The organism is Streptomyces sp. NPDC045701, assembly GCF_056432045.1.
Genome location: NZ_JBWKJV010000030.1, coordinates 1 through 11,201, shown reverse-complemented (window position 1 = coordinate 11,201; position 11,201 = coordinate 1). Strand labels below are relative to the sequence as shown.

Below are 11,201 nucleotides of genomic sequence, written 5' to 3'. Positions count from 1 at the left end.
TGCCCGTCAGCCCTTCTTCGGGCGCGGCGCCGGAGGGGCCAACAGCAGCTTGCCCGCGCCGGCTTCCAGGGCCAGCGCCGTGCATTCGCGGGTGTCGCGGTAGAAGCCCTGGGCCTCACCGGGGTTGAGGACCGCTTCGATGTCGATGTCCGCGACCTTGGTCCGGTCCCGGAGTTCACGTTCGGTCGAGGTCATACCACCATCCCCTTACGGAAAGGAGTGCCTTCTTCCACTTCCCAGTGGACCCCAGACCGCCATGGGGTGCAAACGGCGGAGATATCACCTTTGTCCACACCGCGAACTCCGGACCGCCGCACGGTACGTGACGTGGACACCGACTCTGCCCGGCCACTCGGGGCGGCACGGACGGGCCGAGGGGCACGGACGGGCCGAGCCCGGGCGCCGGCCTCCACCCGGCACACGCACGGCGTGGGCGCGGCATGGAAGTCCGGCCGGAACAGGAAGTGGCCTCCGCCCATGGGGTGGAGGCCGGGCAACTCGTGGGGGGACTGGCACCACGCCCCTCTCGGGGATCAAGCGCCGCACCTCCACGATTCAGTTGCTTCTTCAACCCTTCTTCGGGCGCGGCGCGGGGGGCGACAGCAGCAGCTCGCCTCCACCGGCCTCGAGGGCCAGGATCCCGCATTCACGGGTGTCGCGATAAAAACCCTCGGCTTCGCCCGGGTTGAGGACGGCTTCGATCTCGCTGTCCGCGACCTTCGTGCGGTCCCGGAGTTCAGGCTCGATGGACGTCATGCCATCATCCCTTCATCATCCCTTCATGCGGAGCGGAATGCTTTCTTCCACTTCCCAGTGGACCGCAGTCCCCCGGAAGGCGAAATGGCGGAAGCCGCGCTTTGTGGTACAAACACCCACCCCCCGTCACCGTTTGCGGCCACGCGGGTCATGGGTCGCCCGTCTGCCCATCCCGGATGGCGCAATTGCCTCCATTGCCCATTAGATGGTGCAAACCGCGCGCTCCCCGTGGGCGCACGACGACCGACACGGTGTGTGCCTCACCGGAGTCCGGCGAACGGAGCCACGCCATGACAACCGATGACCCCACAACCCGCCCCGCGGCGGCGGCCCCTGACCGGGCGCAGCCCACCCACCCGCCCGACCGGTCCGGCACCGCCGGCGTGCCCGTCGACGCGGCGCACACCGAGGCGCCGCCGTTCGGCACGGTGCCCGTCGACGTGGCGCACGCGGAGGCGGTACGCCTGGCAGCCGCACCACCCGCGCCGCCCCTTCCCCCGGCGGGGACGACGCACGCGAACGGCACCTACACACACGCCGCACCGCCCGCGGCGGCACCCGCGAACGGGGCGCCCGGCAACGGGAGTCACCCGACCGGGGTCCCCGCGAACGGCACGCACGCGACGTCCGCCCCGCCGCCCGGGCCCACCGCGGCGCGCACCGACGGCACCGCCGCGTACACCACGCCCGGCACGGCCGGCACCCCCGGCAACGCGCCGGACGACGCGGCGTACCGCGAGCCGGTCTACTCCGAACCCGGGTACCGCGAGCCCCCGCGTCCCGAACACGCGCCGCGCGAGGCCGGGTACCGCGAGGCGCGGGCCGTGGAGCGCCCAGCCGGAACGGCCGGCGACGGCATGACCACCGTCACCGGCACCGCCCCGGCCCACGGGGCGTCCGACGACGCCACGCCCGCCGACCCGGCCCCCGCCGAGGAGACGCCCTCCGACAACAGCGCCGCCCACGACACCGCGGCCACCGGCACCGCGCCCGCCGACGGGGAGCCCGCCGCGGCGGTCGACGCCGCGCTGGTGGACGCCGTACTCGGTGAGACGGCGGGCACCGGCGCCGACGACGAGGACGGCGACGAACGCATACGGACACTGATCTGGACGGCGGCCACCTACCGCCCCCTGGAGGAGGTCGCCGCGCTGGTGACCCAGCTCAAGGAAACCAACGCCGTCGACAGCCCGGCCGACGAGGCGCTGCGCGCCGCCGCGGTCGCCCGGCCCCTGGAAGAGGTCCGGCAGTTGGTCGCGATGCTCAACGCGGCCGGCCACACGCTCGACGACAGCGACACCACCCTGCGGGCCGCGGCCGTCGGCAGGCCCATCGAGGACGTCGTCCAGCTGGTCAGCATCCTCGGCACCGCCGATGGCGCACTCCCGCCGGAGGTCCCGGGCACGACCACCGGCACGACGCCCGGCGCGACACCGTCCGGCCCCCTCCCGTCGGTGCCCGAGAACCCGCACGTCCGCCCGCCCCGGTCCCTCGCGGGCGTCACGGCGCCGGTACCCGAGACCAAGGTCCTCGACCGCGAACCGGCCGGTGACGCCCCCGCGTCCTCACGGTCCGGGACGCGCTGGCCCGCCGCGGCGGCCCTGTTCGCCTGCGGCATCATCCACCTGCCCACGGACCTCGCCGGTCTGCGGTCCGGCGGGTACGCGGACACCCTGGCCCTCGTCGTCACCGTGCTCTGCGTGGTGCTCGGCGAATGGCTGATCGTCCGCGACTCGCCCCGCGTGTGGGGCTTCGCGGCGGCGGCGTCCGTCGGAGTGGTGGCGCTCCACGGGATGGCGGGGAGCACCGGGTTCGCGCTGCTGGACGGCAGCCTGGGACGGTCGTGGGCATGGTCGGGCGCCGCGGCGGTGACGTGCGCGATGGTCACGGCACTGCTGGCGGGTTCGGCGCTGCTGCGCAGGCAGAGAGAGCCCGACGCGACCAACGGCGCATGACGGGCGCCGCCCTCAGCGGGCCGCCGTCGCACGGGAGCCGCTCCAAGAGCGGCTCCCGTCGTCGTGTCCGCCCCCACGGGCCGTGACATCGTCATGGCCGGCGGCGCCGACGTCACGGCCGCTGCCGCCCCGGTCGCCGGTGCGTGTGCCGTGGAGGGTCGAACGCCGCGCCCGCCGGGCCCGCCTGACCGAACGTCGCGGGAGGCCACCGAGTGCGCGGCGGACACCGAGGAGCTGCCCGCGGCCGGTCCCGACGCCGCGCCGGACCGTTTCCCCGGCGGGCCCGGAAGGGAAGCATGACCTGGCCGACCACCCCCGGAAGGGCACCGTATGACGACCTCCGTGCACGGCCCCGCAGAGGAGGCCGCCGGGTCCACCCGGCCCGCCGGGCCGCCGGGCTCGCGCAGGGCGCTGGTCGCGGGTTCGGTGGGCAACTTCATCGAGTGGTACGAGTTCGGCGTCTACGGCTGCTTCGCCACCGTCATGGCCGCCACGTTCTTCACCCCGGAGGGCGGCGGCGAGGCGGAGGCGCTGGTCAGGACGTACGCGTCGTTCGCTCTGGCGTTCTTCTTCCGGCCGGTCGGCGCGGCGCTCTTCGGCCGGCTCGGCGACCGCGCCGGGCGGCGTCCCACGCTGATCCTGGTGGTGCTGCTGATGACGGCCGCCACCACGCTGATCGGTCTGCTGCCGTCGTACGCCACGATCGGTGCCGCGGCGCCCTGGCTGCTGACTGCGCTGCGGATCGTTCAGGGCCTGGCCGCCGGCGGGGAGTTCGGCGGCGCGGTGTCCCTCATGACGGAGTTCGCCCCGCCGGGCAGGCGCGGGCTGTACGGGGCGTGGCAGTCCTTCACCGTGGCCCTGGGCCTGCTCGGCGGGGCCGGGACGGCGGCGGGGCTCGCCACCGTACTGAGCGAGGCACAGCTCGGCGCGTGGGGCTGGCGGGTGCCGTTCCTGCTGACGCTGCCCATGGGTCTGGGCGCGCTGTGGCTGCGGCTCCGGCTGGAGGAGTCGCCGTCGTTCCGGCGCCCTCCCGGTGCGGCGGCGGGCGGTCCGGCGCGGGCGCGGGCGGTGCCCGCGACCGTGCGGGAGACGGCGCGGGCGATCGCGCTCGGCGTCGGCCGGCTGATGGGCTGGTCGGCGGCCGGTTACACCTTCCTGGTCGTGCTGCCGTCGTATCTGCAGAGCGTCCTGGACGCCTCGTTCCGGCAGGCGCTGACCGCCACCGCCCTCGCCAACGCGGGTTTCGCGGCCGCGATCCTCCCGGCGGGCGCGCTGAGCGACCGGGTGGGGCGGCGCGCGGTGATGGTCTCCGGCGCGGTGGTGGCCGCGCTCGCCGCGTTCCCGCTGCTGGACCTGTTGCGGGATCCGGGGGCGCCGACGGCCGCCAAGGGCCTCGCCGTGTGCGCCGCCGGGGCGGTCGTGGGGCTGATGGCGGGGCCGGGGCCGGCGATGCTCGCGGAGATGTTCCCCACGCGCGTCCGGTACACCGGTCTCGGTCTGGCGTACGCGCTGTCCAACGCGGTGTTCTCCGGCTGCGCGGGCCTCGTCATCACGGCGGCCGTCCAACGGACCGGCGACGTGGACGTCCCCGCGTACTACGTGGCCGCCACCTGCGCGGTCAGCGCCCTCGCCCTGGCCGGCCTGCGGGGCGACGACCACCGCCGCGCGCTGCGCGACTGAGGCGGGGAGGATCGTGCGGGTCATCGGACTGATGTCGGGGACGTCGTACGACGCCGTCGACGCCGCCGCGGCCGACCTGTCGCTGGAGGGGGACACGCTCGTCCTGGCGCCCCTCGGCATGGTGAGCGCGCCCTACCCCGGTGAGCTGCGTACCGCCCTGGCCGCGGCCCTGCCACCGGCGGCCACCACCGTGGAGGAGGTGTGCCGGCTCGACACCCGCGTCGGCCGGGCCTTCGCGTCCCTCGCCGTACGGGCCGACGAGGAGCTGTGCGGCGGGCGCGCCGACCTGGTCGCCTCGCACGGGCAGACCGTCTACCACTGGGTGGAAGGGGGCACCGTCCACGGCACCCTCCAGCTCGGCGAGCCGGCCTGGATCGCCGAGGCGACCGGGCGCCCCGTGGTGTCGGGGTTCCGCACCCGTGACGTCGCCGCCGGCGGCCAGGGCGCACCGCTCGTCAGCATCGTGGACGTCCTGTGGCTGCGCGGGCGCGCGGGCGTGCCGGTGGCGCTGAACCTCGGCGGCATCGCCAACCTCACGGTGGCCGCCGGGGCGGGGTCCCCGGCCGCGTTCGACACCGGGCCGGCGAACGCCCTGATCGACGCGGCCGTGCGGCACCTCACCGGCGGCGGGCTCGGATACGACGAGGACGGTGCCCTGGCCGGCCGCGGCCGGACCGACGAGGCGCTGCTGCGGCGGCTGCTGGACGATCCGTACTACGCCCAGCCGCCCCCGAAGACCACCGGCAAGGAACGGTTCCACCTGCCGTACCTGCGGGCCGCCCTGGCCGGTCACGAGGCGCTGCCCGCCGAGGACGTCGTGGCCACCCTCACCCGGCTGACGGCACGTACCGTGGCGGACGCCGCCCGGTCGGTGGGGGCGACCGAGGTGTTCGCGTCGGGCGGCGGCACCCGCAACCCGGTACTGATGGGCATGGTCCGTACGGAACTTGGCGGCGTCCCGCTGCGCCGCTCCGACGAGCTGGGCCTGCCGTCGGCGGCCAAGGAGGCGTACGCCTTCGCGGTGCTCGGGTTCCTGACCGTCCACGGCCTCGCCGGCACGGTCCCGGCGTGCACCGGGGCCCGGCACCCGAGCGTCCTCGGCTCGGTCACCCCGGGCCGGCGTGGGCTGCGCCTGCCGGAGCCGGTCACCACGGCGCCCGCGCGGCTCCGACTCGCCACCAATTGACGTCAATTCATGGCGATTAGTTTCGACCCCTCCCGTTGCGGCGACCCGGAGAGGACCAACCGTACGACGAACCGGGAGAGTTCCATGAGTGACTGGCGCCAGCAGGCGGTGTGCCGCGACGAGGACCCCGACCTCTTCTTCCCGATCGGGAACACGGGTCCGGCGGTCCTCCAGGCCGAGGAGGCGAAGAGCGTGTGCCGCCGCTGCCCCGTGCGGGAGCCGTGCCTGGAGTGGGCGCTGGAGTCCAACCAGGAGGCGGGCGTCTGGGGCGCCACCACCGAGGACGAGCGGCGCGCCCTGAAGCGCCGCCGCGCCGCCCGCCGGGCCGCGGCCATGCGGGGCACCGGCTGAACCGGCCCGCCGCGGCCCGGCCGCGCCGCCGGTCCCGGTCGACCGGACGGCGCCCCACCGGCCGTTCACCCGGCCGCCGCCCGCGCCCCCCGGAGGCCGGGCGGCGGCCGGGTGGTCGGGCCGGCGGCCACGGGCATCGCCGGCGCGACGCCGGCCTGGGGAACGTCCCGGGGCATGCGGGGTGGCATCCCGCCGGACATGAAGAACCGGTGCGCCGTGCGCTTCCCGGCGTCCTCGTCCGCCCCGACCGCCGGGTCGCCCGCCGGGGCGGACGGATCACCGACGTGGCGCGGGGGCCCGGGCCCCGCTGACCCGTGACCGCGAACAGGTCGTCGGCGCGTGCCTGATCACTCCGGTCGGCCCTTCGCGGTACCGGCCGGTCGGGCCCGCGACCGTGGGCGAGGGGGCCGTCACGCGGTGTCGCCGGGTCTACCCAGGGAACACCTGACCGGTTTATGGTGGTGTGGCGGAAAGTGGCCGCCCTGTCCAGAACGGCGGCCAGCACCTCCCGGCTACCGATCCGGAACCCCATGCTCAAGACCCGAACCGCGTCCGCCGCGCTCACCGGCGCGCTCGTCGTGGCCCTCGTCGGCTGTGCCGCGGCGGGCAGCGGCGCCGCCGAACGCCCCGCGGCGCCCCTGACCGTCCCGAACGCGTCCACCGCCCCGGTGGCGGCCGGACCCGCGCCCGCGGCTCCCCTCGCGCCCTCCCCGCCCACGCCCCCACCCGCGCCCGGTGAGACGGCCCGCACCCGGACCGCCGTGCTGGCCATCCCGGCGATCGGCGTCGAGGACCTGCGGGTCGTGCCGTACGAGGGGACGACGGACGACCGGGCGGGCACGCGTATCCAGGACCGTGGCGTGGCGGCCAGCCCGTACGGCCCGAAGGGCGGTGTCGGACCCGGTGAGATCGGCAACTACCTGGTCACGGCCCACCGCCTGTCAGCCGGTGGCCCGCTGCGCGACCTCCCGGCCCTCGACGTGGGCGACTCGGTCCTCGTGACCTCGGGCGGCACGGTGCACGAGTACCGGATCACCGGGACCCGCACGACGTCGTTCCGCTCCGCGAACTCGCTCGCCGAACAGCGGGCCGCGGTGCCGGGCAGGCCCGGCGAGCGGCCTGCCAAGGCGATGATCACGGTCTCGACCTGCGCGACGCCCGAGGACGACGCGGCCGGGAACTTCTGGCGGGACGCCAACGGCAACCCCGAGCACCGCATCGACAAGGTCGGCGTCCTGGTGTCGTCAAAGAAGACGCAGGGGCAGTGACTTCAGGCCGTTGATGAAGTGGGACACCAGCCGCCGGGGCGGGGCGGCGGGCTCGTAGGGCGGCAGGACGCGCAGTGCCTCCTCGTGCAGCGCCCGCAGCTGGAGCCGGGCGAAGTGGGCGCCCAGGCAGACGTGCGGGCCGTCGCCGAAGGACACGTGCGGGTTGGGCGAGCGGCCCAGGTCCAGGCGGTGGGGGTCGGGGAAGACCCGCTCGTCGTGGTTGGCCGAGGCGTGCAGGACGACCACCTTGTCGCCCCGGCGCACCCGCTGTCCGCGCAGTACGCGGTCCTCGGCGGCCGTGCGGCGGAAGTGCAGCACCGGGGGGTGGACCCGCAGCAGCTCCTCCACGGCGGCGGCGGGGCCGTACCGCCCGGCGCGCAGCGCCCGCTGCTCCTCGGGGTGGGTGGCGAGCACGTGGAGCCCGCCGGGTGCGGCGCTGCGGACGGTGTCGTTCCCGGCGACCGTCAGCAGGAAGAAGAACATCTCCAGCTCTCCGTCGGCCAGGTCGGCGTGTGCGAGGGAGGTGATGACGTCGTCGCCGGGATGCTCGCGTTTGTACGCGGCGAGCTGCTGGGCGTAGCCGAACATCTCCTCCAGCATGGCGGGTGAGCGCGGGTTGACGGGCGTGCCGTCGGGACCCAGCACCGGCGGCTCGTCCGGGTCCTGGTACGCGATGACGCGCTCGGTCCAGGTGAGCAGCAGCCCCCGGTCGCTCCTCGGCACACCGAGCAGGTCGGTGAGGTTGAGCAGGGCGTACTCGTCGGTGACCGCGCGGACGGCGTCGACGGTGCCGTCCCCGTCGCGGGCGGCGGCGTACGCGGTGGTGAGCAGGTCCCGTGCCCGGCGGGCGGCGGCGCCCGCGAAGCGGTCGGTGCGCGCCGGTGTGAACGCGCGGCTGACCAGGCGCCGGAGCCTGCCGTGTGCGGGCGGGTCCTGGTTGAGCATCATGCGCCGGATGAACGGCAGGTCGGCCGGGTCGGGGTCGCGGATCTGGGTGGCGCCCAGGTACGAGGAGAACCCGCGGGCGTCCTTGAGGACCCGTACGACGTCGCTGTGCCGGGTCACCGCCCAGAACCCGGGCCCGGCGGGCCAGCCCAGGACCTCGTACTCGTCCTGCCAGGCCACCGGGTGGCGGTCGCGCAACTCGCGGTAGGCGTCGTGCGGGATGCCGCGCGCGTACAGCCGGGGGTCGAAGACGTCCGGCACCGGCGGCCGCGGCTCGGTCACTCCGGGCCGTCCGCGCGCAGGAAGTCCTCGACGACCCGGACGAGCTCCAGGGGCGTCTCGTCCATCGCGTAGTGGCCGGCGCGCGGCAGCTCGGTGACCCGGCCCTTGGGGTAGCAGCGCAGCCAGGTGCGCCGCATCAGCTCGGCGCCGAGCGCCGGGTCGAGCGCCCCGACGACCGCGAGGGCGGGTACGTCGCGCCCGGCGACGTGGGCGTGGAAGTCCTCGCGCGCCCAGGAGTCGAGCCAGGCGCGGAACGCCGTGGCGTCGCTGCAGTCCAGGGAGCGGCGCACCATCCGGTCGAGCCAGGCGTCCGGCCGGCTCCCGCCGGTGGTGACGTCGAGGATGGCGCGGCGGTTGCCGGGGTTCTCGGCGGCCCCGGCGAACAGCTCCCACTGCTCGGGCGGCATGAGCAGCCCGCCCGCCGGGACCGGGGAGATGCCGACGAGCCTGCGGATCCGGTCCGGCGCGGCGGCCAGGACGCGCTGGGCGACGCTGCCGCCCATCGAGTGCCCGACGACGGAGAACCGCTCCCAGCCGAGCCGGTCGGCGAGGGCGAGCAGGTCCTCGGCCGCCCGGCTGGTGGTGTACGGGCCGGGGGCGCCCTTCGCCTCGCCGTAGCCGCGCAGGTCCACGACGGCGTAGCCGAGGGCGTCGCCGTCGAGGTCGGCGAGCACGGGCGCGTAGGCGGTGCGGTCGGCGAACCAGCCGTGGACGGCGAAGACGTGGTGGGGACCGTCGCCGATCCGCTGGTGGGGCAGGAGGAAGGGTGCCACGGGCGCTCCGTTCGGGAGGGACGGCCGGTCGCGTTCACCTTGGCCCGCCGTCGGCCGGGCCACAAGACCACACGCCCCGTGAACGCCGTACCGGCGCACCCGTGGGCGCGTGTTCCGGCGGTCACGCCCCGGCGTGCCCCGGGGCGGGCGCGGGGGCGGGCCGGGGACGGTCCGCGTACCTGGCCACCAGTTCGCGCTTGAGGACCTTGCCGCTCGGGCCGAGCGGGAGGGAGTCCGTGAACTCCACCCGGCGCGGGTATTTGTAGGCGGCGATCCGCGCCCTGCTCCAGGCGATGATCCCGTCCGCCAGGGCCTTGTCCGCGACGGCGCCGGGCCGGGGCCGGACCACGGCGCACACCTCCTCGCCGTGACGGTCGTCCGGCAGGCCGATGACCGCGACGGCGGCGACGGCGGGGTGACGGACGAGGAGTTCCTCCACCTCGCGCGGGTAGACGTTGTACCCGGCGCGGACGACCATGTCCTTCTTGCGGTCGACGACGGTCAGCCGGCCCTCCTCGTCCTGGACCCCGAGGTCGCCCGTCCGGAACCAGCCGTCGACCAGGACCTCCGCGGTGGCCTCCGGCAGGCCGAGGTAGCCGGCCATGACGTTGTGCCCGCGGACGACGATCTCACCGATCTCCCCCGGCGGCAGCGGCTCCACGCGGCCCTCCACGCCGGCCCGGGCGATCGCGACCCGGACGCCCCGGATCGGAGTGCCCACCGTGCCGGGGCGGCAGGGCCGGCCGGGCTGGTTGTAGGCGACGACGGGGGACGTCTCGGTCAGGCCGTACCCCTCGTACACCTCGCAGCCGAAGGTGTCGCGGAACTCCTCCAGCACCGCCACCGGCAGCGCCGCCCCGCCGCTGTACGCCCGGTCGAGGGGCGGGCGGCGGCCGGGGTCGAGCCGGGCGGCTTCCAGCAGCCCCACGTACATCGTCGGTACGCCCATGAAGACGGTGCACCGCTCGGCCGTCATCAGCCGCAGCGCCTCGGTCGCGTCGAAGCGGGGCATCAGCACCATCGTGGCCCCGGCCCGGAAGCAGTTCGCCATGGAGCAGACCTGGCCGAAGGTGTGGAACAGCGGCAGGCAGCCGAGCAGGACGTCGTCGTCGCGCAGGGCGAAGGGGGACACCACGGTGGTGGTGACGTTCATGACGAGGTTGTGGTGCGTGATCATCGCGCCCTTGGGGCGGCCGGTGGTGCCCGAGGTGTAGAGCACCAGGGCCAGGTCGTCCGGGGCCCGTGGTACGTACGTGTCGACCGGCGCGGCCCGCGTGGCGAGGGCGTCGAGGGCCGGGGCGCCGCCGGGCCCGTCCCCCTGGACGGTGAGGACGATGGGGACGCCCGCGTCCCGGGCGGCGGCGGTACCGACGGCGAGGAGCGGGGCGGCGCAGATCAGGGCCCGGGCCCCGGAGTCACCGAGTACGTGGGCGGCTTCGCCGGCCTTCAGCAGGGCGTTGACCGGCACCACGGTCGCCCCGAGCGCCAGCACGCCGAAGTAGGCGGCCGGGAAGTGCGGAGTGTTGGTGAGCAGCAGCGCGACGCGGTCGCCGGGTGCCACGCCGTGCGCGCGCAGGACGGCGGCGTACCGGCGGGCCCGTTCCCACAGGTCGCCGTAGGTGACGCGGCCGGCCCCGGTGACGAGGGCCGGGTGGCGGGGGCGGCGTGCCGCGGTCTCGGCGAGGAGTAAGGCCGCGCCGGGTGTCGCGTCGCCGCTCATGCGGCGGGGGTGTCCGGCGACTCGCGTACGGAAGGAGCTGATCCGGGCATCGGGACTCCGGTTTCACGGTTCCACGGGAGCGGGTGGCATGCGGCGACGGTGTGCGCCGGGGCGGCGAGGGCTTCCCAGCATGGCATACGAACCGCCTTTCGGCAGGGGGGAATTGCGTACTGTTCCGGACGCGTGGCCGCTCCTAGTACTGCAATCGCACTTGTTTGTGGTTGAGTTGGGGTATGGCTGAGCTTGGGGTGGGGTTGGTTGAGGAGTGGGACGGGGTGCTGGCGG

10 protein-coding genes are annotated in these 11,201 nt (G+C 75.3%); 5 read left to right on the top strand and 5 right to left on the bottom strand.

Annotation, left to right across the window (positions count from 1 at the left end):
- Nucleotides 1–6: 6 nt before the first annotated feature.
- On the bottom strand, nt 7–195 hold the full coding sequence (locus tag AC07DW_RS25420; RefSeq protein ID WP_478859996.1) for a hypothetical protein: 189 nt from the start codon (nt 193–195) through the stop codon (nt 7–9).
- Between the two features lie 372 nt (nt 196–567).
- Complete coding sequence (locus AC07DW_RS25415) at nt 568–756, bottom strand: hypothetical protein (RefSeq protein WP_478859995.1); 189 nt, start codon at nt 754–756, stop codon at nt 568–570.
- A 290-nt stretch (nt 757–1,046) separates the two neighbouring features.
- On the opposite strand from AC07DW_RS25415, the gene AC07DW_RS25410 reads away from it, so the two are divergent.
- The 5 genes from AC07DW_RS25410 to AC07DW_RS25390 all read left to right on the top strand — a co-directional run bounded on the left by AC07DW_RS25410 (nt 1,047) and on the right by AC07DW_RS25390 (nt 7,196).
- Nucleotides 1,047–2,711 carry a hypothetical protein gene (locus AC07DW_RS25410; protein ID WP_478859994.1) on the top strand — a complete coding sequence of 555 codons (1,665 nt, stop codon included), beginning with the start codon at nt 1,047–1,049 and terminating at the stop codon, nt 2,709–2,711.
- Between the two features lie 330 nt (nt 2,712–3,041).
- Complete coding sequence (locus tag AC07DW_RS25405) at nt 3,042–4,391, top strand: MFS transporter (RefSeq protein ID WP_478859993.1); 1,350 nt, start codon at nt 3,042–3,044, stop codon at nt 4,389–4,391.
- 13 nt (nt 4,392–4,404) lie between these two features.
- Complete coding sequence (locus AC07DW_RS25400) at nt 4,405–5,577, top strand: anhydro-N-acetylmuramic acid kinase (protein WP_478859992.1); 1,173 nt, start codon at nt 4,405–4,407, stop codon at nt 5,575–5,577.
- 84 nt (nt 5,578–5,661) lie between these two features.
- On the top strand, nt 5,662–5,928 hold the full coding sequence (locus AC07DW_RS25395; RefSeq protein WP_478859991.1) for a WhiB family transcriptional regulator: 267 nt from the start codon (nt 5,662–5,664) through the stop codon (nt 5,926–5,928).
- Between the two features lie 530 nt (nt 5,929–6,458).
- Nucleotides 6,459–7,196 (top strand): class E sortase, encoded by a 738-nt coding sequence (locus AC07DW_RS25390; RefSeq protein ID WP_478859990.1) that lies wholly within the window; start codon nt 6,459–6,461, stop codon nt 7,194–7,196.
- Here AC07DW_RS25390 and AC07DW_RS25385 read toward each other — a convergent pair.
- The 3 genes from AC07DW_RS25385 to AC07DW_RS25375 form a co-directional block, all read right to left on the bottom strand.
- Nucleotides 7,173–8,423 carry a cytochrome P450 gene (locus tag AC07DW_RS25385; protein WP_478859989.1) on the bottom strand — a complete coding sequence of 417 codons (1,251 nt, stop codon included), beginning with the start codon at nt 8,421–8,423 and terminating at the stop codon, nt 7,173–7,175. The two genes, AC07DW_RS25390 and AC07DW_RS25385, sit on opposite strands and share 24 nt — an antisense overlap.
- Nucleotides 8,420–9,196 carry an alpha/beta fold hydrolase gene (locus tag AC07DW_RS25380; protein WP_478859988.1) on the bottom strand — a complete coding sequence of 259 codons (777 nt, stop codon included), beginning with the start codon at nt 9,194–9,196 and terminating at the stop codon, nt 8,420–8,422. Before AC07DW_RS25380 ends, AC07DW_RS25385 begins: the two co-directional genes overlap by 4 nt.
- 121 nt (nt 9,197–9,317) lie before the next feature.
- The gene (locus AC07DW_RS25375) at nt 9,318–10,916 is read right to left on the bottom strand and encodes a long-chain-fatty-acid--CoA ligase (RefSeq protein WP_478859987.1); all 1,599 of its coding nucleotides are present in this window, start codon (nt 10,914–10,916) and stop codon (nt 9,318–9,320) included.
- Nucleotides 10,917–11,201: the final 285 nt, after the last annotated feature.

Excerpts from the sequence above, each read along its gene's own strand:
- AC07DW_RS25420 (WP_478859996.1), bottom strand. The coding sequence starts at position 195 with ATGACCTCGACCGAACGTGAACTCCGGGACCGGACCAAGGTCGCGGAC.
- AC07DW_RS25415 (WP_478859995.1), bottom strand. The coding sequence starts at position 756 with ATGACGTCCATCGAGCCTGAACTCCGGGACCGCACGAAGGTCGCGGAC.
- AC07DW_RS25410 (WP_478859994.1), top strand. The coding sequence starts at position 1,047 with ATGACAACCGATGACCCCACAACCCGCCCCGCGGCGGCGGCCCCTGAC.
- AC07DW_RS25405 (WP_478859993.1), top strand. The coding sequence starts at position 3,042 with ATGACGACCTCCGTGCACGGCCCCGCAGAGGAGGCCGCCGGGTCCACC.
- AC07DW_RS25395 (WP_478859991.1), top strand. The coding sequence starts at position 5,662 with ATGAGTGACTGGCGCCAGCAGGCGGTGTGCCGCGACGAGGACCCCGAC.
- AC07DW_RS25390 (WP_478859990.1), top strand. The coding sequence starts at position 6,459 with ATGCTCAAGACCCGAACCGCGTCCGCCGCGCTCACCGGCGCGCTCGTC.
- AC07DW_RS25375 (WP_478859987.1), bottom strand. The coding sequence starts at position 10,916 with ATGAGCGGCGACGCGACACCCGGCGCGGCCTTACTCCTCGCCGAGACC.